This is a genomic window from Brachybacterium sp. NBEC-018 (assembly GCF_024860185.1).
Taxonomy (GTDB): Bacteria; Actinomycetota; Actinomycetes; order Actinomycetales; family Dermabacteraceae; genus Brachybacterium; species Brachybacterium rhamnosum.
The window spans coordinates 1,611,831-1,629,785 of sequence record NZ_CP100650.1; the positions used below are offsets into that span (position 1 = coordinate 1,611,831).

Sequence of the window (17,955 nt, forward strand, 5' to 3'; positions counted from 1 at the left end):
CGGCAGGCGTCAGGCTCCGGCGAGCGGGACGTCCGCGAGGCGCTTCCCGGCCTCCTCGACCCGTGCCCGGCCCGCGGACCACCGCGCGGCATCGGCCCGCAGCTCCTCCAGCAGGGAGGGTTCGACGAGCACCGTCAGCACCGCCGTGCGGGAGCCGTACGCGGTGGGCTCCATCGCGGCGCCGTGCGCGTCGGCCCAGGTCCGCACCGCATGCTCCGCCGCGCCCGCATCGGCGTGGCCCACCTCGATCCGCGCGACGCTCAGCGTGGTGCGGCGCAGCAGCGTCGCCGCGGCGACCGCCTGCTCCACGCCGGCCGTGTACGCGCGCACCAGTCCGCCCGCGCCGAGCTTCACCCCGCCGAAGTAGCGGATGACGATCGCGAGGGTGTCCGTGAGCTCCGCATGCAGCAGCGACTGCAGCATCGGCATCCCCGCTGTGCCCGACGGCTCCCCGTCGTCGCTCGAGCGGTGCACGACCGCCGCGGTCTCCGTCTCCCCGATCACGAGGGCCGTGCAGCGGTGCCGGGCCGAGGGATGGTCCCGGCGTGCCGCGAGGATCCGCTCGTCGGCCTCCTCCACCGAGGTGACGCGGTGCAGACGGGTGAGGAAGCGGGACCGCTTCTCCACGAGCTCCGTCTCGACGTCGGCGGCGAGGACCAGCGGATCAGGCACGGTGACCGGCTTCAGACATGGTGGTGAGTCTAGGGCGGGCGATAGCCTGGGCAGATCCTGGACGGACCGATGAAGGAGCCCCCATGACCGCCGCATACCCCGGTGCCCCGCAGGGCGGCCAGTGGCAGCCCGGCCCCGCTGCCCCTCCGAAGCGCCGCTCCAAGGGGCCCGTGGTCCTCCTGGTCATCGGCGCCCTGATCCTCGTGCTCAGCCTCGTCTCCGGCATCGTCCTCGCCGTCATCGGCTTCGGCGCGACCGCCCGCGGGATCGGCGACATCCAGGTCTACTCCTCCGGCGCGGGCACCTACACCGCCGAGGCCGGCGAGGAGATCCAGGCCTACGCCCCCGAGGGCTCCACCCCGCCCAGCTGCTCCCTGATCACGCCCGACGGCACCGAGCCGAGCGGCGGCACGAACCAGTCCAGCTCCACCACGATCGACGGCCAGACCTGGGTCTCCTTCAACTCGTTCACCGCGAGCACGGCCGGCGACTACCAGATCGACTGCGCCGGCAGCCCCGTCGCGCTCGGCCCGCCCGTCTCCATCGGCGGAATCTTCAGCGGCATCGGCGGCGTGCTGCTCGCCGTGCTCGGCGGCATCCTCGGCTTCCTGCTGCTCCTCGCGGGCATCATCTGGATGGTCGTGCAGCGCCGCCGCACCGCCTGACCGGCCCCTCCCCGCACCGCAGGCCCGTGCCCGCCACGGCCCGTCCCGCCGCTACGATGGGACGGCCCGCTTGGCGGGCACGGGCCTGTAGCTCAGTCGGCAGAGCATCGGACTTTTAATCCGCGGGTCGTGGGTTCGATCCCCACCGGGCCCACCCTGATCACGCCACGATCCCGAGGTCCGCGAGCGCCCCGTCGGCCGGCTCCGGACCGGTTCGTGTCTGAAAATGACTGGTCATCATGTACATGATGACCAGTCTTTTCGCAGGAGGCCCTGGCCCTGCCGCCCTCGCTCCGCCCCTCGGCCCCGTCCCGCGACGATGATCGAGTGCCACCCGGCTGTCGCGACGGCGCAGGCGCCGGCTCAGCGCCCGGCACCGAACGGCCGGTCACCCGGCCTCGGGATCGTCCCACCCCCGGATAAACTCCCGCTCGGGGGTACATCACCGCGCCCAGAAGAATCAGGCACGTGAGAGGGACGCAGATGCCGGAGTGGAATCAGCCGTACGGCGGCAACGGGAGCCCGGCGCAGCCGGGCGGGGAGCAGCCGGGACAGGCACCCGGGCAGCACGGCGCATCGGTGCCCAGCGCCTCGGCGCCCAGCGCCGCGGAGCCGCAGCCAGCATGGCAGCCGGCGCCCGGCTCGAACCTGTCGACGGCGCAGGTCGGCGCGACCCTGAAGAAGATCGGCATCGGAAACCCGCTGCCCACCTTCATTGCCGGGGCCGTCGCCTACATCGTGGCGCTGCTGACCTCGCTGGTCGTCATCGCCTCCGCCGTCGCCGCCGCGCTCACCGCGGACACCGGCGACGTCACCGGCGGCACCCTCGACCCCACCGGCGGCAGCACCACACCCTCGAGCAGCGACGGTGCGTTCGAGTCGATCGTGGGGCTGCTCGGGATACCGTTCCAGCTGGTCTCCCTCGCCTCCTTCGGCTCCTACGAGATGCAGATGGACCTCGGGTTCTTCGGCAGCTTCACCGTGAGCTGGCGCGGACTCCCGCTGCTCATCACCATCGCGATGGTCGTCGCGGGCTTCGTGCTGGCGCGCCTCGCGCAGCGCCGATGGAGCAGCAACGGTGTGCTCGGCGCGGCCCTGTGGTCCGGCATCTCCGGTCTGGGCGTCGCGATCGTCGCCGTGATCATCGTGCGCCTCACCGCGTTCTCCTACGCCGACGAGTCCCTCGGCATGTCGTTCTCGATGCACTCCGCCGGGGCGGACATGTTCTTCGGGACCTGGGCGCTGATCACGGTGCCGCTGTTCCTCGGCCACATGGCGGGGCTGACGAAGCCGCGCTGGTGGCCGCTCGTCGCGGACCTCGCCGCCGGATTCCGCCTCGCCCTCGTCCACGCGCTCACCTTCGCCGTCCCGGTCGGGATCCTCGGTGTGATCGGCGGCGCGATCGGCCTCGCCGTCGACGGTGACGGCGGCTCCGTCCTGCCCCTGCTCCTCTCCCTCCCCATCTGGGGGCCGACGGCCCTCGCCCTCCTGCCCGGGCTCGGGATGCTGGTCGTGCCGGTGCGCGTGAGCACGCAGGGCGACGTCGAGAGCCTCGGCCTCAGCCGCGACGGCGAGTACGTCTGGTTCTTCGATCTGCCCTGGTACGTGTGGGTCCCGATGGTGCTGATCGCCCTCGTCGTGCCGCTCCTGATCGCCGTGCTGTGGAACCGCGACCGCGAGATCGAGAAGGGGAACGTCATCGCGCTGGTGGCCTCATGGGTCGCCCTCCCGCTCGCCTACACGGTCTGGTCGCTCGTCCTGCTCGGTCTGGTGTGGACGAGCGCGCAGGCGCACATGGGGATGATGGGCTCGATCGTGGTGCACATGGGCCTCGCGCTCTGGATGCCCCTGCTCGCCTTCGTCATCGGCGCGGTGATCGAGGCGATCTCCCGGTTCGGTGCACCGTTCGTGGACCGCTTCGTGCCGGGATTCCTCGTGAACTGGTTCCGCCGCTCCGCCCGGGCGCGCCGCACCGAGCAGGGCCCGGCCGGCGGCCCGGCCACGCCCGGGCAGGTGCCGCCGGCGCCGTTCTTCTCCGGGGTGTGAACCGAGGGCCGTGAGTCGTGCCTCGGTACAGTCCTCGAATGGACGCGCAGGAGGTCGCCGCTATCGTCGGCGAGACCCGACGAAGAGCAGGACGCCCGGTCGTCGTCGGGGTCTCCGGGTTCGGAGGGTCGGGGAAGTCCACCGTGGCCCGATGGCTGGAGTCCGAGGTCGAGGGCGCGGTGCGGATGCGGGGAGACGACTTCCTCGATCCGTCCCGATCTCACCGTCGGTCGTCGGACTGGGACGGCGTCGAACGTGAACGGCTCGCTCGCGACGTCCTCGTGCCCTTCCGCGAACGGCGCGACTCCACCTTTCGACGGTACGACTGGGCGCTGCGTGCCCTCGGCGAGCCGGAGCCGGTGCCGCGTGGCGACGTGATGATCGTCGACCTCATCGGGCTGTTCCACCCGGCCACCGCGCCGGCACTGGACCTGCGGATCTGGTGCGACGTGGACCTCGCCACCGCCACCACGCGGGGCCGCGCCCGCGACGCGGAGATCGGAAGGGATCACGAGCAGCTCTGGCAGGAGATCTGGGTCCCCAACGAACGCGACTTCGTCGAGCGATTCGATCCGCGGAGCATGGCGGACGTCCGCTTCACGGGATCGGTGCCCGGAGTGCCGAAAACGGGAGCGTGAGGCCGACGGGCCCGGAAGCCGGGGTAGCGTCGGAGCATGCAAGCGCTCTCGATCACGACCTGCACCGAGTCCACTCTGCCGAGTGCGGCGGAGGTGGAGGCTCTCTACTCCTCGGTGGGCTGGAGCACGTACACCCGGGACATCGACGCCCTCATGAAGGGACTGCATAACTCGCTGCGCGTCGTCGTTGCGCGCGCTGACGACGTGCTCATCGGCCTGGCACGCCTCGTGGGCGACGGCGCCACGATCTGCTACCTCCAGGACGTGCTCGTCGCTCCGGACGCACGCAGAGCAGGAGTCGGTGGGCAGCTCGTCCGCGAAGCTTTCGCTCACTTCGTCACCGTTCGGCAGCACGTCCTGATCACGGACGAAGAGGACGGACAGAAGGCGTTCTACGAGTCCCTGGGCTTCTCGCAGCTGGGAGATACAGAGCCCGGCCGTGCGTTCGTGAGGTTCGCCCGCTGACCCGGGATGATCGGGGTTCCGGAGTGCCGTGCCGTATTGGGGTGGCGCCGATCTAGCATGCGGCCATGCCGTTCACCCCGAGCCACGCGATCGTCGCGCTGCCCTTCGCGCGCCGCGCCCGTGTCGCCGCGCCGCTCGCCGTCGGTGCGATGGCCCCGGACCTCCCGCTGTTCCTGCGCGGGATCGTCCCGAACGCCTACCCGCTCACTCATGACCCGCGGTGGATCCCGGCCACGACGCTGCTCGCCCTCGGCCTGCTGCTGATCTGGCGCGGCCTGCTGCGGCCCGCCGCCCGCGCGCTCGCACCGCCACGGGTGGGCGAGCGGCTGCCGTCGTCCTGGGACGGGAGCGGCGACGGCGCGATCCGGGAGACCTTCCCCTCGGTGCGGGACGGAGTGCTCCTGCTGCTCCTGCTCGCCGCGGGCGTCGGCAGCCATCTCCTGTGGGACGCCTTCAGCCATGCGCACCGCGCGGGCACGCAGTGGGTCCCGGTGCTCGCTGCGATGTGGGGGCCGCTGCCCGGCTACAAGATCGTGCAGTACGCCTCGGGGGTGGGTGGGCTCGTGGTGCTCGCCGTCTGGGGCGCGCTGCGCCTCAGCAGACAGCCGGTCGGGCCGGTCCGGCCGGCACCGGGCGTGATCCGGTGGGGCTGCTGGCTGTCACTCCCGCTGCTCATGACCGGCGCTCTCGTCCTGGGTGCGGCGCACTCGGGGGTGCCCGGCACGGGTGGCGAGGTCTACCGCCTCATGGGGGTCCTGCCCACCGCCTGCGGGCTCTGGGGGCTGCTCGTGCTCGCCCTCGCGATCGCCCTGCGAGGGCGCTCCAAGCGCTTTCCCCAGCAGGTTTCCGATAGGTCACAAAAGTGCGGATGACCTGCGATAACGATTCACAGCGGTGAAAGCGGAAACCTTTACCATCCCGAGACTTGCCGGGGCCTCGGGCGTGAGTACTATCCGTCCATCCGGTGCCGCCGTCTCATCGACGAACGACGGCCGCCGGCGGAGGATCCGGAGCGATCATGAACCATCCCGCACTCGAGCTGTCCGACGTCGACACCGACGCCCTGACCCTGCACGCCGACTCCGCAGGGATCTGGGTCACCTGCACCAGCGGGGAGACGGAGGTGACCGTCGGCCCGCTCCCCGGGAAGAGGCTCGCCGACTGGATCGCCGCGGTCGCGGCCCCCGCCGCTCTCGCCGCGCCGACCGTGCTCGCCGCCCCGCCCGTGCCCGCCTGACCGGGCCCGCCCGGCCGTCGGCCGGAAAGGAGAGGACAGCCCGGAGATCGAGCGACATGCTGGTGGCATGGACGAGATCGAGGTCGTCGTCGCCCACAGCGAGCGGGCGACGCTGCGCGTGGGGGACGTGTTCCTCAAGGTCGACACGGATCCCGCGCACGCCGCCGTCGAGATCCGCGGGATGCAGCTCGCGCCCGTGCCGACCCCGCCCGTGCTCTGGCACCGGCCGCCCGTGCTCGCGATCGCGCGCGTCCCGGGCTGTGCGCTCGGCGTGCTGGGTGAGCCCTCCCCGGCCACGGCCGGCGCCTGGCACGCTGCCGGGCGGGTGATCCGGCGGCTGCACGAGGCGCCGCTGCCGCCCGGCACGACGCGTCCGGTCGCGGAGCTGCGGGCGGCGCTGGACCGCGAGTGCGACTGGCTGCTGAAGACCGCCGTGGTCCCCGCTGAGATGGTGCACCGCAACCGGGCGATCGCCGAGCAGGCGCTGCGGCCCGTGGCGCCGGCGTTCATCCACGGGGACCTGCAGATCACGCACGTGTTCGTCGACGGGGACGAGGTCACCGGGATCATCGACTGGTCCGAGGCCGCCCCGGGCGATCCGATGATGGACCTCGCCGTGCTGACCCTCGGCCACGAGGAGCGCCTCGAGGACCTGCTCGCCGGCTACGACACCGACGGCCGGCAGCCCGCGGACCGCACCGCGATCCGGGCCTGGTGGTCGCTGCGGAGCCTGACGGCCGCGCGCTGGCTGCTCGAGCACGGCTTCGCCCCCGACGCCCCGGGCTGCGAGTTCGACGTGCTCCGCGCCCGGATGGACGATCCCGCCCCCTGAACGCGGTGCCCGGATCGCGGCCGCGAGGACGTGGCGCGACACACCGTGACGGCCCGAAGGGGAGCGCTCGCGGCGCACGGACCGTACCGTGGACGACCATGTCCACGCCTGTCACCGATCGCGCCGCCGATCTCGTGCCCGTGCCGCGCGCCCGCCATCACTGGATGGACCTCGTGCGCGGGACCGCGATCCTGCTCGTGGTCCTGCTGCACCTCGAGATCCTCCAGGGGATCTGGGACGGCGACACGCCGCGCGCGCTCGTGGTCATCGCCCAGGCGGCGACCCCGTTCCGCATGCCGATGCTGCTGTTCGTCTCCGGGATGCTGCTGCCCCGCTCGCTGAAGAAGCCGCCGGGCCGCTTCCTCGAGGGCAAGGCCCGCAACCTGCTGTGGCCGTGGCTCGTGTGGTCGGTCGTCCTCGGCGCCACCCAGCTGTTCGAGTCCTCCGCCGAGCCGCTGTGGTGGATCAACGGGATGTACACGTGGTTCCTCATGGCGCTGCTGAGCTACTACGTGGTGGGACTGGTGCTGAAGCGCGTCCCGCCGGGCTGGGTCGCGATCGCGAGCATCGTGGTCTGGACGGCCGCACCGCTGCTGGGCGTCTCCCCGGACCTGTACGGGCTGCGCCCGGACAAGTTCGTCTACTACGCGGTGTTCTTCTTCGCCGGCGCGGCGCTCGGCCGGACCCTGCTCGCGCGGAAGGTCCCGCTCGCGGTGGCCGTGCCCGGGATCGTCGTCGCGATGATCTGGGCGGTCCTCGCCGTGCGGGCGGACGGCGAGCCGCAGATCCCCGTGCTCGACCAGGTCGTCGTGATCATCGGGATCCTCGGTGCGATCGGGGTGGCGCAGCGCCTCCCGCGCATCCGCCCGGTGCGGGCCCTCGAGTGGATGGGCCGCAGCTCGATCGTCATGTACGTCGTGCACCTGCCCGTGCTCGAGATCCTCACCCGCTACCTGCCGCTGCCCGACGGTCTGCCCGGCGCGCTGATCCTCGGCACCGTCACCCTCGGCGCCTGCATCGGCGCGGTGCACCTGCGGCCGCGCACCCCGTGGCTGTACGTCTTCCCGGACCTGCGGCGCCGGAGCGCCGAGCGCGGCTGACGGGCGCCGCGGCGATCACCAGGGCAGCACCTCGGGGATCGGCGCACCGCCCCGCACGTGCTGGTCGACGAACGCGAGCACCGTCTCGTTCCAGGTGAGCGCGTTGGACGGCGTGAGCACCCAGTGGTTCTCGCTCGTGAGCTGCAGGAAGCGGTGCGGCATGTCCTCCGGGGCGCCGTCCCAGTGCGAGACCAGGTCCCACCACAGCCGCAGCGCCTCGCTGATCGGCACCCGGAAGTCGCGGCTGCCGTGCGTGAGAAGCATCGGCGTGGTGATCGCGGCGGCCGCCGCATGCGGGGAGTAGGCGCGGTACCACTCGGGATCCGCGTCCTCGTGGCCGTGCACGCGCATCTTCGAGGCGGCCGCGTCGGTGGTGCGGTGCTGCTGCGGCAGCGCCCACAGCCCCGCATGGCTCACGATCGCGTCGAAGCGGTCCGTGTGCCCGGCGATCCAGTTCGCCATGAACCCGCCGAAGCTCGCGCCGAGCATCGCCGTGCGCGTCTCGTCGAGCTCGGGCCGCTCGAGCACGAGGTCCAGCAGCGCCTCGCACTCGGCGAGCACGACGTCGGGCCGGCGCGGCCAGCCGCGGTTCAGCCCCGCGTCCCCGTACCCGGTGGACATCGCCGGATCCGGCATCAGCACCGCGTAGCCGCGGGCGGTGAACAGCCACGGGCACCAGCGCCAGCTCCACGCGTTGTAGGAGGAGTGCGGGCCGCCGTGCACCCACAGCAGCGCGGGCGCGGGATCCTCGGCGCTCGCACCCGCGGGCGTGCACAGCCAGCCGGGCACCTCGACGCCGTCCACCGTGGTGGTCACCTTCTCGAGGGTGCCGGGAATCGGGCCGACGGCGCCCGGCGTGGGCAGCTCCACGGCGCCCTCCGCGGTGATCCGCACCGGGCGGGCCGGCGTCGCCACGTCGCTGCGCAGGGCGAGCACGGAGCCGTCCTCCGCGGGGGAGAGGGAGGAGAACACGCCGCCCGCGGCGAGCGTGGAGACGGCGCCGGTCGCGGGGTCGACCGCGAGCACCGCACCGGAGGAGTGCAGGTCCCCGCTCACGAGCAGCGTGCCGCCGTCGGCCTGCCACACCACCTGCCCGGCGGTGAGGTCGCCGAGATCCGCCGCGACCACGCCGCCGCCCTCGAGGTCGTGGATCTCCAGGCGCCCGTAGCTCGTGTCCGTCGGGGTGGAGACGGTGGAGCGGGTGACGGCGAGGAGCCGGCCGTCCGGGGACAGCACGGGGGAGTCGTAGCCGTGCTCGTCCGTCGCCTCGAGCAGCGCCGTGCGCTCGAGGGTCGCCGCGTCGATGCGGACCAGGCCGGTGCGGGTCTCCCCGCGGGCGATCCGCTCGGTCCACTCGGTCACGACGGTGCGCCCGTCACGGGAGAGCGTCGCGGAGGCCGTGTGCAGGGGCAGCGTGCCGGCGTCCGGCGTGAGATCCCGCAGCTCGCCCTGCGCGGTGACGAGCAGGAGGTGGCGGGAGGAGTCGCCGCGCTCGTGGTCCCACTGCCGGATCGGCATGCCCGTGTGCCAGATCGTCGTGCGCTTCGCGTCCTTCCGCGCCGCGCGCGCCTCGGCGTCCTCCTCGATTCTCACCCCGGGCAGCACGCTCGTCGCGGCGAGGATCGTGCCGTCGCCGGCCACGTCGAGCAGCTCGAGCCCGCCCGGCGCGTGCGCGAGCACCTGCGCCTCCCCGGTGAGCGGCAGCCGCCAGATCGCCGTCGTCCCCTCGGGCGCGTCCCCCGCGGGATCGGGACGGGAGGAGGTGAACAGCAGCGAGCCGTCCGGCGCGAAGCGCGGCGAGGACTCGCCCTTCTCCGAGACCGTCAGTCGCCGGGCCGGGCCGCCGGCCGTGAGCTCCCAGAGGGAGGGGACCAGGCGGGAGAGGTGCTCGTCGGCCTCCTGCACCACCGCGACCGCCCGGCCGCCCGGGCCCGCGGCGATCGCGGAGACCCGCGGCACACGCAGGAACGCCTCCACGTCACGGAGGTCGAGGGACGGGGAGGCGGGGGCGTCAGCGGTCATCCCTGCACGCTATCGAGCCAGGCCACGGCCGGTGCACGATCACGGTTGCGATGCGGTCACGGACCTCCTCGACGGTGTCCGGCGGGTGCACGATGTGCCCATGGTCCGCCGACGCACCCTGCTCGCCGCGCTCGCCGGAGCGGCCGCCCTCAGCGGCTGCGACGGCCCGGCGACGCGCCCGGAGGACGAGGCCACCGCCGCGAGCTGCATCGACTGGATCTCCCTGGAGACGCCCGCGGACGCGGCGGCGGAGTCCGACGCCGTCGTGCGCGGCACGGTCGACGGACCGCCCGCGACGGGTCGCTACGAGCTGTACGACGTGCCGCTGTGGACCGTTCAGGTCGCCGAGTGGGTCTCCGGAGCCCCGGCGGACGGCGAGGGGTCGAGCATCGAGGTGCTCTCGTTGCCGTACGGCTGCGGGGAGAGCCGCGACGCCCTCACGGGCATCGAGGACGCCGGCGAGGTCTACCTGTTCGTCCGCGCCCGCGGAGACCGGTGGGAGACGGTCACCGGCTACCGCGGGATGGTCCCCGCCGCCGAGGACGGCTCGATGCCGGGGAGCTGGCCGGACGAGATCGGCTGAGGGCGGCGCGCCGGCAGGAGCGGGTCGGCCGACGGCGGTCGGCGCGCCCGGGCCCCGGCGCGAAGACGGCGGTGTCCCGTGGACACGTCGGCCTGGCGCGACCCGCACCCGGGATACTCGATCGCGGACACGGGGTGCGCCGCCGGCGCTGAGATCACACCCGTGGAACCTGATGCAGCTCGTACTGACGAAGGGATGTCCGCCATGCGCTCGCGCCTGCCCGCGACCGATGCACCCACCATCGACGAGGTCGACCACCCCGGCCCCGTCGGCCCGCCGGACCGTCTGCCGCCCACGGGGCGCGCCGCGCTCCGCGCCGGCGTGGTCGGGAACTTCATCGACAACGTCCACGTGTTCCTGCCGCTCACCGCGCTCACCCCCGCGCTCGCCACGGTCGCGGGGCCCGGGGTCGCGGCGGCGACCGGCGCGATCGTCGTCATCGCGATGATGCTCGGTCGGCCCGTCGGCGGGGTCGTCTTCGGCAGGATCTCCGACCGCCTGGGCCGCACCCGCACCACGCAGGTCGCGATCGCCGGCACCGCCGGGTGCGCGCTGCTGATCGCCGCGATGCCCACGCACGAGCTGCTGGGCGCGGGCACGATCGCGCTGATCCTCGGTCTGCGCTTCCTGGGCGGCATCTTCGTCGCCGGGGAGTACTCCGCCGCGATCCCGCTCGCCATGGAGTGGTCGCCGCCGCGCCGCCGTGGCCTCATGAGCGGCCTGATCCTCTCGATGGCGCCGTGGGCGCAGGGGGCGATCGCCTTCGCGACCGCCACGCTGCTGCTGGTGCTCGGGCCGGAGGAGTACGCCGTCTGGGGCTGGCGACTGCTGTTCGTCGTCGGCGCGCTGCTCTCGCTGGGGATGCTGCTGTACTACCGCTCGCACGTCGTCGACGCGCCGATCACCCGCCGCGCCACGACGGACGGGGATACGACGCCGGTGCGGGGCGGCGTCCGGCAGGTGCTCGCAGGCCGCTGGTCCGGCGCCTTCCGGCAGGCCTTCGTCATGATGACGGGGCTCTGGCTGCTCACGAACACGACGGTCCTGCTGCTCACCGCGCGGCTCGGGGAGGGCGGCGCCCTCGCCGCCACCGAGGTCGCGCTCGCCATGGGCATCGCCTCCGTCGCCCAGGCGCTCGCGATGGCGCTCGCCGGGCACCTCTCCACGGTGATCGGCCGGCGCCGGCTGCTCACGCTCTGGGGGATCGCCGCCCTGCTCCTCGGGCCGCCCCTGTGGTGGGCGGCCGTCGGCTCCGGGAGCCTCGCCCGGGCGGCGCTCTGCGCGGCGCTGCTGCAGGTGGTGACCGTCGCCGCCTACGGCCCGGTCTCCGCGTATCTGTCCGAGCGTTTCCCCACGGCCGTGCGCTCCACCGGGTACGGCTCCGCCTACAGCCTCTCCCTCGTGCTGCCGGCCCTGTACCCCTTCTACCTCCCGCTGCTCGCCGGGATCACCGGCCCTCGCGGCTCGGTGCTGCTGCTCATGGTGCTCGGGGCGGCGCTGCTGATCCTCGGCGCCCGGCTCGGCCCGCGCCTCACGCCCGCGGACCTCGACGGGGACCTCGACGCGGTCGCGCTCGCCGGGGAGCGGTGACGGCGCTCAGCGGCGGCGGGCGATGACCTGGTAGGTGTGCCAGTGCTTCCGCCCGGAGAAGGAACCGCCGTCCCACTCCTCCTCGCCGATCTCGATCACGTCGAGATCGCGGGTCATCGCCTCGACCTCGTCGCGACGCAGATACGTGCCCTCGGCGGATGCCCAGTCGTCGTGGTCGCCGAAGAGGTCGACAGCGATCACCCCGCCCGGCCGCAGGGAGCCGACGGCACGCGCCCAGAGGGCATCCCAATGCGATCGGGGCACGAACGGCAGAGCCGCGCAGGAGAGCACGAGGTCCGCGTCGGGCAGGTGCTTCAGCTCCTGGAGCCGCTGGATCAGGACCTGGATCGGCAGCGTCTGCGCGAGCGCGTCGAGCACGGGGCGCACGCTCGGGTCCCCGTCGATCGCCAGCACCTCGCACCCGTTCTCCGCGAGGAACCGGGACTCGATCCCGGCGCCGCAGCCGAGGTCGACAGCGAGCGGCCGCCGCGGCGCAGGCACCCGCTCGCGGAGCGCGGCCAGCGCCCGCCGGGCCAGCGGGCGTGGCGGGCGCCCTGCCTGCGCGGCGTTGTACGCGCTGAAGTCGCGGTCGGAGTCCCGAGGTGGAAGCGCCATGACGGCACCGTACGTCGGGTGCGCCTCCGGGATGATGGAGGGATGGAGATCCCGGTCCAGATCCGTCGCTGCGCCCCGGCCGACGTCGCGCTGCTCGAGGCCCGCGAGCCGGCGGGACAGGGCTTCGCCCGCCATGCGGCCGCGCGCCAGGAGCGAGGGGAGAGCACCTTCCTCATCGCCTGGAGCGGCGAGCTCCCCGTCGGTTCCTGCGAGGTGGACGAGGGGGAGCTCCCTCTGCTCAAGAACCTCAGCGTCGATGCTCCGACACGGGGCCGAGGCGTCGGCAGCCGGCTGATGGAGGCGGCCGAGGAGCTCGCGCGGCCCCGCGGACGGATCGCCTGCGCCGTGGGGCTGGACAACCCGCGCGCCCGACGGCTCTACGAGCGACGCGGCTACCGCGCGACCGGCCAGCTCGAGACCGTCTCCTACGAGTACGTGGACGACGGGGGCGTCAGGCGGACGGCCACCGAGACCTCGGAGACGCTCGTCAAGGACCTCGGGAACCCCTGAACCTGTGGGCGCTGAGCCCGGGCGACCGTGCGCGGGCACTCCGTTCGAGGGTCGCTTCCGAGCAGTCGGGACCGAGCGATCGGTCTCCTTCGATGAACAATCGGGGAATCGTGCTCGCATCCGGGGCGAAAGTCTGCGAACCTAGTGCTCGGCACGTCGTCCGCGGCGTGCCGCCGGACCCTGATCGGGGTCCACGTCGTCGGCGGAGCGTCTTCCGGCGGCAGGCATCATTGGCCGAGACTCGGCCGACGACATCGAAGGATTACAGGAACATGGCTACTGGCACCGTGAAGTGGTTCAACGCCGACAAGGGCTTCGGCTTCATCGCCCCCGACGACGGCTCGGACGACGTCTTCGCCCACTTCAGCAACATCGCTGGCACCGGCTACCGCAACCTCGAGGAGAACCAGAAGGTCTCCTTCGAGGTCGAGCGCACCGACCGCGGCCTCACCGCCGTGAACATCCAGGGCGCCTGAGCCCCGGAGCCCCACAGCTCTCGGAGCGCCCGTCGGAACGATCCGGCGGGCGCTCCGTCATGTCCGGAGGGAGAACCTCCGGACCTTGTCTTTCCCTGACCGCCGGGGCAGGCTGGCGAGGGAGGGCCCCGTGCTCGCGGGGCCCGCGGCACCGGTCGCCCGGTGCGCTCGCGGTGCCGCTCGTCAGTGGTTCCACGGAAGGACGATGATGTCTGAGAACAGAGCTGTCGCCTACAAGGGAGCAGGCCACGTCGAGGTGGTCGACACCCCCTACCCCGAGTTCGAGCTGAAGGACGGTCCGGGGGTGAACCCGGCCAACGTCGGCCGGAAGGTGCCCCACGGCGCGATCCTGCGCACCGTCGCGACCAACATCTGCGGCTCCGACCAGCACATGGTGCGCGGCCGCACCACCGCCCCGGAGGGGCTCATCCTGGGACACGAGATCACCGGCGAGGTGGTCGAGGTCGGCCCGGACGTCGAGTTCATCAAGAAGGGCGACATCGTCTCGGTCCCCTTCAACATCGCCTGCGGCCGCTGCCGCAACTGCAAGGAGGGCAAGACCGGGATCTGCCTGAACGTGAACCCGGACCGCCCGGGCAGCGCCTACGGCTACGTCGACATGGGCGGCTGGGTCGGCGGCCAGGCCGAGTATGTCCTCACCCCGTACGCGGACTGGAACCTGCTGACATTCCCCGACAGGGACCAGGCCCTCGAGAAGATCCTCGATCTCACGATGCTCTCGGACATCTTCCCGACCGGCTTCCACGGCGCCTACAGCGCCGGCGTGAAGCCGGGCTCGACGGTGTACATCGCGGGCGCCGGTCCGGTGGGCCTCGCCGCCGCCGTCGGCGCGCAGCTGCTCGGCGCCGGCGTCGTGATCGTCGGCGACCTCAACGCCGACCGGCTCGAGCAGGCCCGCTCCTTCGGCTGCGAGACGGTCGACGTCTCGCAGGGGGACCCGCGCGACCAGATCGAGCAGCTGCTCGGCGTCCCGGAGGTCGAGTGCGGCGTGGACGCCGTGGGCTTCGAGGCCCGCGGTCACGGATCCGACGCCGGCCACGAGGCGCCGGCGACGGTGCTGAACTCGCTCATGGATCTCACGGAGGCGGGCGGCGCGCTCGGCATCCCCGGGCTCTACGTCACCGGCGACCCCGGCGGTGTGGACGCCGCCGCCCAGGAGGGGTCGCTCTCGATCCGCCTGGGGCTCGGGTGGGCGAAGTCGCTGTCGTTCACGACCGGGCAATGCCCCGTCATGAAGTACCACCGCCAGCTGATGCAGGCGATCCTCCATGACAAGGTGCAGATCGCGAAGGCCGTGAAGGCCACCCCGATCCCGCTGGACGAGGCGCCTCAGGCCTACGCGGACTTCGACCAGGGTGCGGCGAGGAAGTACGTGCTGAACCCCAACGGCTACATCAAGTAGTCGGCCCCGCCGCCGGGCGCCCGGACCGTGAGCGGTCCGGGCGCCCGTCGGCGTCGGGGACCCGCAGTACCCTCGGCACATGACCGCCGCCCCTCGCCCCACCACATGTGTGCTGGGACGCCTGGCCGGTGGCAGGGTGGCGCTATGCGAGATCGGCGGGGACGGCGAGCCCGGCCCGCGGCAGGAGTTCGACGAGGAGCGGCTGGCGGAGGTCGTCGCCGGGCACGAGGCCGCGGGGACCCCGCGCTGGGTGTGGAGCGACACGGCCACCTGGTACCCGGGGCTGCTCGCCGCCGGGGTGCGCGTGGAGCGCTGCCACGACCTGCGCCTGGTCCACACGATCCTCCAGCACGCCGCCGCGGTCACCGACGGCGCCGCGCTGCGCGCCGCCACCTCCTGGGAGACCGGCCCCGTCGTCCCCGCGGAGGGCCGGCCCCCGGCCGCGACCCTGTTCGACGTCGCCCCTGCGGCGGGTTCCGCGGTGCCCCATGACCTCGAGGAGACGCTCGCCGAGCACGCCCGGCAGCAGGCGGCGATCGCCTCCGCCGCGGATCCCTCACCGCTGCGCCTGCTCGCCGCGGCGGAGTCCGCCGGCGGCCTCGTCGCGGCGGAGCTGCAGGCGGCGGGCATGCCCTGGGACGTGGTCGAGCACGACCGGATCCTCGCCGAGCAGCTGGGCCCCCGGCCCGGGCACGGCCAGCCGCCGGCCCGCATGGTCGAGGTGGGCGCCCAGGTGCGGGCCGCGCTGGGCGATCCGATGCTGTCGCTGGACTCGCCGCCGCGGGTGCTGAAGGCGCTGCGCCGTGCCGGGATCGACGTCTCCTCGACCTCGCAGTGGGAGCTCGCCGAGCACGATCACCCGGCGATCGAGCCGCTGCTGCGCTACAAGAAGCTCTCGCGGCTGCTCACCGCGAACGGGTGGGCGTGGATCGACGAATGGGTGCACGAGGGCCGCTACCGGCCCGTCTACCTGCCTGGCGGCGTCGTCACCGGGCGCTGGGCGTCCAACGGCGGCGGTGCGCTGCAGATCCCGCGGCAGCTGCGTCCCGCGCTGCGCGCCGATCCTGGCTGGATGCTCGTGGGCGCGGACGTCTCCCAGCTGGAGCCGCGGGTTCTCGCCGCGATGGCGGGGGACCGGGCGATGGCCGACGCCGGCCGCGGCAAGGACCTCTACTCCGGCATCGTCGAGGCCGGGGTCGTCGCGACCCGGGCGGAGGCGAAGGTCGCCGTGCTCGGTGCGCTCTACGGGTCGACGACGGGGGACGCGGGGCGCCTGGTCCCGCGGCTGCGGCGCACGTTCCCGCGCGCGATGGCACTCGTGGACGAGGCGGCGGCGACGGGGGAGCGGGGCGGGACCGTGCACACCTGGCTCGGGCGCACCTCCCCGCCGCCGGGCCCGGAGTGGGCGGCGGTGCAGACCCGCGGCGGGGTGGTCGACGCGACGACCGCCGACGAGGAGCGGGCCCGCCGCGCCGGGCGTGACCGGGGCCGCTTCACCCGCAACTTCGTGGTCCAGGGGACCGCCGCGGAGTGGGCCCTCGCGTGGCTCGCGGATCTCCGCCTGCGGCTGTCCCGGGTCGCCCCCGTCCCCGAGGAGCACGCGGCGACCGCCTCGGGGCCGGCACTCGGGAACCGTCCCCACCTGGCGTTCTTCCTGCATGACGAGGTGATCGTGCACGCCCCGCGCGAGCATGCGGAGGAGGCCGCGCAGGCGGTCCGCGACGCCGCGGAATCCGCGGGCAGGCTGCTGTTCCCCGGCAGCCCCGTCGACTTCCCGCTGGACCTGACGATCACGGAGCGCTCCGCGAAGTGACCCGGGGAAGAAGGGCACGACCGGCGGGGCCGACGGGGCCGACCGGTCCGGCGGGGCGCGGAGGCTCAGGCCTCCTCGCGCCGCGCCACCATCTCCGTGATCCAGATCGGGGCGAAGGGCGAGATGCAGCCCGCCGACGTCGGGTAGTCCCGCAGCACGCCGAGCCGCTCACCGATCGCGAGGGCCCGCTCGCGCAGCTCCTGATGCTCGATCCCGATCGTCGCGAGGGTCTGGTTCATCGCCCACTGCAGGCGCTCCGGCGCGGTCGCCATCCGCGCCTCGACGTCGTCGAGGAGGGCGGTCAGGTCGAGCACCTCGGGGTGCTTCGCGACGGCCTCGGAGGTGAGCGCCCAGCCGGCGCTCTGCACGACCGGGTCCGGGTCCTCCATCCAGCGCCCGCGCAGCACCTCGGCATGCTTCGACTTGCGGACCATGTAGTTGACCAGCCAGTCCTGCACCTTCGGGGTGCCCGCCTCGCGGAGCATGGCGTCGAGCTCCTCCGGCGAGAGCAGGCGGGGCTTCGCGATGAGCAGCGCGAGCAGCCGGGCGTCCACCTGACCGGTGGCCCACAGGGCGAGGGCGAGCTCGTGGTCCGAGCGCAGGCGCTTCGCGACGGCGCGCAGGGCGGAGAGGTTCACCGCGTGCTCGTCGCCGTGGCGCCGGTTGACCTCGAGGATGCGCGGGTCCGCGAGGCCGTCGAGCTCCTCGAGCAGGGCGGGGACGGTCCGAGCGGGGTCGTCGGTCGCGGTCATGTCTCTCTCCTCCGGGCGGACCGCCCACGATATGGCTCGTGCCAAGAGCGGGGGCGGCAGGCGGCTACGGTGCCTCCATGATCCGCCATACCGTGTCCTTCACGCTCGTCCACGCCGAGGGCTCCGCCGAGGAGCGCGACTTCCTCACCGCCGGGCCCGCCCTGCTCACCGCGATCCCCGGCGTGCAGGACTTCACCGTCTCCCGCCAGGTGAGCGCCAAGAGCCCGTTCCGCTTCCAGTTCGCCATGACCTTCGCGGACCAGGCCACCTACGACGCCTACGACGCCCACCCCGACCACCGCGGCTTCGTCGCCTCCCGCTGGGCCACCGAGGTCGCGGACTTCGCCGAGCAGGACTTCGTCCCCTTCGCCTGAGCCGGATGCCCGTCGGACGGACCGGCGGCCGCGCACCGCGAGCACCGTCGCCGGGGCGGCGGTCCCGGGCACCGGCCCGCCACGGCGCGGGCGCTCCCCAGCCACTAGGGTTGCCGGGCGCCTCCACCGACGAAGGGACCCT

Annotated in this window: 19 protein-coding genes, 1 tRNA gene and 1 riboswitch; of the genes, 16 read left to right on the forward strand and 4 right to left on the reverse strand. The window is 73.3% G+C overall.

Going from position 1 to position 17,955, the window contains the following annotated elements; genetic code table 11:
- Positions 1 to 9: 9 nt before the first annotated feature.
- Positions 10 to 672, reverse strand: a complete 663-nt coding sequence (locus tag NLU66_RS07175) for an IMPACT family protein (protein ID WP_137770050.1) — start codon at positions 670 to 672, stop codon at positions 10 to 12.
- Between the two features lie 83 nt (positions 673 to 755).
- Between NLU66_RS07175 and NLU66_RS07180 the strand changes: the two genes are divergently transcribed.
- From NLU66_RS07180 to NLU66_RS07220, 9 genes are all read left to right on the forward strand, one after another.
- On the forward strand, positions 756 to 1,337 hold the full coding sequence (locus NLU66_RS07180; protein WP_259362242.1) for a hypothetical protein: 582 nt from the start codon (positions 756 to 758) through the stop codon (positions 1,335 to 1,337).
- Between the two features lie 81 nt (positions 1,338 to 1,418).
- Positions 1,419 to 1,491 (forward strand) — tRNA-Lys (locus NLU66_RS07185).
- Positions 1,492 to 1,916: 425 nt separating this feature from the next.
- Positions 1,917 to 3,383, forward strand: a complete 1,467-nt coding sequence (locus NLU66_RS07190) for a hypothetical protein (protein WP_259362243.1) — start codon at positions 1,917 to 1,919, stop codon at positions 3,381 to 3,383.
- A 38-nt stretch (positions 3,384 to 3,421) separates the two neighbouring features.
- Positions 3,422 to 4,021: a phosphoglycerate transporter gene (locus tag NLU66_RS07195; protein WP_259362244.1), complete on the forward strand. Its 600-nt coding sequence runs from the start codon at positions 3,422 to 3,424 to the stop codon at positions 4,019 to 4,021.
- Between the two features lie 36 nt (positions 4,022 to 4,057).
- Entirely contained in the window at positions 4,058 to 4,486 is a 429-nt protein-coding gene (locus NLU66_RS07200; RefSeq protein WP_259362245.1) for a GNAT family N-acetyltransferase, read from the forward strand.
- 65 nt (positions 4,487 to 4,551) lie between these two features.
- Complete coding sequence (locus NLU66_RS07205; protein WP_259362246.1) at positions 4,552 to 5,358, forward strand: DUF4184 family protein; 807 nt, start codon at positions 4,552 to 4,554, stop codon at positions 5,356 to 5,358.
- A gap of 146 nt (positions 5,359 to 5,504) precedes the next feature.
- Positions 5,505 to 5,723, forward strand: coding sequence for a hypothetical protein (locus tag NLU66_RS07210; RefSeq protein ID WP_259362247.1), 219 nt, complete (start codon positions 5,505 to 5,507; stop codon positions 5,721 to 5,723).
- A gap of 67 nt (positions 5,724 to 5,790) precedes the next feature.
- Positions 5,791 to 6,555 carry a phosphotransferase family protein gene (locus NLU66_RS07215; protein WP_259362248.1) on the forward strand — a complete coding sequence of 255 codons (765 nt, stop codon included), beginning with the start codon at positions 5,791 to 5,793 and terminating at the stop codon, positions 6,553 to 6,555.
- Positions 6,556 to 6,653: 98 nt separating this feature from the next.
- Positions 6,654 to 7,655: an acyltransferase family protein gene (locus tag NLU66_RS07220; protein ID WP_259362249.1), complete on the forward strand. Its 1,002-nt coding sequence runs from the start codon at positions 6,654 to 6,656 to the stop codon at positions 7,653 to 7,655.
- Between the two features lie 15 nt (positions 7,656 to 7,670).
- On the opposite strand, the gene NLU66_RS07225 is transcribed toward NLU66_RS07220, so the two are convergent.
- The gene (locus NLU66_RS07225; RefSeq protein ID WP_259362250.1) at positions 7,671 to 9,677 is read right to left on the reverse strand and encodes a prolyl oligopeptidase family serine peptidase; all 2,007 of its coding nucleotides are present in this window, start codon (positions 9,675 to 9,677) and stop codon (positions 7,671 to 7,673) included.
- 100 nt (positions 9,678 to 9,777) lie between these two features.
- On the opposite strand from NLU66_RS07225, the gene NLU66_RS07230 reads away from it, so the two are divergent.
- Positions 9,778 to 10,260: a hypothetical protein gene (locus tag NLU66_RS07230; protein WP_259362251.1), complete on the forward strand. Its 483-nt coding sequence runs from the start codon at positions 9,778 to 9,780 to the stop codon at positions 10,258 to 10,260.
- A gap of 120 nt (positions 10,261 to 10,380) precedes the next feature.
- A riboswitch (TPP riboswitch) is annotated at positions 10,381 to 10,473 on the forward strand.
- Positions 10,465 to 11,850, forward strand: coding sequence for an MFS transporter (locus NLU66_RS07235; RefSeq protein ID WP_259362252.1), 1,386 nt, complete (start codon positions 10,465 to 10,467; stop codon positions 11,848 to 11,850). Its footprint overlaps the riboswitch before it by 9 nt.
- A gap of 6 nt (positions 11,851 to 11,856) precedes the next feature.
- On the opposite strand, the gene NLU66_RS07240 is transcribed toward NLU66_RS07235, so the two are convergent.
- Positions 11,857 to 12,465 (reverse strand): class I SAM-dependent methyltransferase, encoded by a 609-nt coding sequence (locus tag NLU66_RS07240; protein WP_259362253.1) that lies wholly within the window; start codon positions 12,463 to 12,465, stop codon positions 11,857 to 11,859.
- A gap of 42 nt (positions 12,466 to 12,507) precedes the next feature.
- Here NLU66_RS07240 and NLU66_RS07245 point away from each other — a divergent pair, with 42 nt between their 5' ends.
- The 4 genes from NLU66_RS07245 to NLU66_RS07260 all read left to right on the forward strand — a co-directional run bounded on the left by NLU66_RS07245 (position 12,508) and on the right by NLU66_RS07260 (position 16,687).
- Positions 12,508 to 12,975 (forward strand): GNAT family N-acetyltransferase, encoded by a 468-nt coding sequence (locus tag NLU66_RS07245; RefSeq protein WP_259362254.1) that lies wholly within the window; start codon positions 12,508 to 12,510, stop codon positions 12,973 to 12,975.
- A gap of 272 nt (positions 12,976 to 13,247) precedes the next feature.
- A complete protein-coding gene (locus NLU66_RS07250) occupies positions 13,248 to 13,451 on the forward strand; it encodes a cold-shock protein (protein WP_103385063.1) in 204 nt (67 codons plus the stop codon).
- 208 nt (positions 13,452 to 13,659) lie between these two features.
- Positions 13,660 to 14,874, forward strand: a complete 1,215-nt coding sequence (fdhA, locus tag NLU66_RS07255) for a formaldehyde dehydrogenase, glutathione-independent (RefSeq protein ID WP_259362255.1) — start codon at positions 13,660 to 13,662, stop codon at positions 14,872 to 14,874.
- 79 nt (positions 14,875 to 14,953) lie between these two features.
- On the forward strand, positions 14,954 to 16,687 hold the full coding sequence (locus NLU66_RS07260) for a bifunctional 3'-5' exonuclease/DNA polymerase (protein WP_259362256.1): 1,734 nt from the start codon (positions 14,954 to 14,956) through the stop codon (positions 16,685 to 16,687).
- A gap of 65 nt (positions 16,688 to 16,752) precedes the next feature.
- Here the strand turns inward: NLU66_RS07260 and NLU66_RS07265 are convergent, their stop codons facing one another.
- Positions 16,753 to 17,439 carry a DNA alkylation repair protein gene (locus tag NLU66_RS07265; RefSeq protein WP_259362257.1) on the reverse strand — a complete coding sequence of 229 codons (687 nt, stop codon included), beginning with the start codon at positions 17,437 to 17,439 and terminating at the stop codon, positions 16,753 to 16,755.
- A 77-nt stretch (positions 17,440 to 17,516) separates the two neighbouring features.
- Here NLU66_RS07265 and NLU66_RS07270 point away from each other — a divergent pair, with 77 nt between their 5' ends.
- Positions 17,517 to 17,813 carry a Dabb family protein gene (locus NLU66_RS07270; protein ID WP_259362258.1) on the forward strand — a complete coding sequence of 99 codons (297 nt, stop codon included), beginning with the start codon at positions 17,517 to 17,519 and terminating at the stop codon, positions 17,811 to 17,813.
- Positions 17,814 to 17,955: the final 142 nt, after the last annotated feature.

Excerpts from the sequence above, each read along its gene's own strand:
- NLU66_RS07240 (WP_259362253.1), bottom strand. The coding sequence starts at position 12,465 with ATGGCGCTTCCACCTCGGGACTCCGACCGCGACTTCAGCGCGTACAAC.
- NLU66_RS07235 (WP_259362252.1), top strand. The coding sequence starts at position 10,465 with ATGCGCTCGCGCCTGCCCGCGACCGATGCACCCACCATCGACGAGGTC.
- NLU66_RS07210 (WP_259362247.1), top strand. The coding sequence starts at position 5,505 with ATGAACCATCCCGCACTCGAGCTGTCCGACGTCGACACCGACGCCCTG.
- NLU66_RS07250 (WP_103385063.1), top strand. The coding sequence starts at position 13,248 with ATGGCTACTGGCACCGTGAAGTGGTTCAACGCCGACAAGGGCTTCGGC.
- fdhA (WP_259362255.1), top strand. The coding sequence starts at position 13,660 with ATGTCTGAGAACAGAGCTGTCGCCTACAAGGGAGCAGGCCACGTCGAG.
- NLU66_RS07245 (WP_259362254.1), top strand. The coding sequence starts at position 12,508 with ATGGAGATCCCGGTCCAGATCCGTCGCTGCGCCCCGGCCGACGTCGCG.
- NLU66_RS07220 (WP_259362249.1), top strand. The coding sequence starts at position 6,654 with ATGTCCACGCCTGTCACCGATCGCGCCGCCGATCTCGTGCCCGTGCCG.
- NLU66_RS07270 (WP_259362258.1), top strand. The coding sequence starts at position 17,517 with ATGATCCGCCATACCGTGTCCTTCACGCTCGTCCACGCCGAGGGCTCC.
- NLU66_RS07195 (WP_259362244.1), top strand. The coding sequence starts at position 3,422 with ATGGACGCGCAGGAGGTCGCCGCTATCGTCGGCGAGACCCGACGAAGA.
- NLU66_RS07180 (WP_259362242.1), top strand. The coding sequence starts at position 756 with ATGACCGCCGCATACCCCGGTGCCCCGCAGGGCGGCCAGTGGCAGCCC.
- NLU66_RS07225 (WP_259362250.1), bottom strand. The coding sequence starts at position 9,677 with ATGACCGCTGACGCCCCCGCCTCCCCGTCCCTCGACCTCCGTGACGTG.
- NLU66_RS07260 (WP_259362256.1), top strand. The coding sequence starts at position 14,954 with ATGACCGCCGCCCCTCGCCCCACCACATGTGTGCTGGGACGCCTGGCC.
- NLU66_RS07200 (WP_259362245.1), top strand. The coding sequence starts at position 4,058 with ATGCAAGCGCTCTCGATCACGACCTGCACCGAGTCCACTCTGCCGAGT.
- NLU66_RS07205 (WP_259362246.1), top strand. The coding sequence starts at position 4,552 with ATGCCGTTCACCCCGAGCCACGCGATCGTCGCGCTGCCCTTCGCGCGC.
- NLU66_RS07265 (WP_259362257.1), bottom strand. The coding sequence starts at position 17,439 with ATGACCGCGACCGACGACCCCGCTCGGACCGTCCCCGCCCTGCTCGAG.
- NLU66_RS07230 (WP_259362251.1), top strand. The coding sequence starts at position 9,778 with ATGGTCCGCCGACGCACCCTGCTCGCCGCGCTCGCCGGAGCGGCCGCC.
- NLU66_RS07215 (WP_259362248.1), top strand. The coding sequence starts at position 5,791 with ATGGACGAGATCGAGGTCGTCGTCGCCCACAGCGAGCGGGCGACGCTG.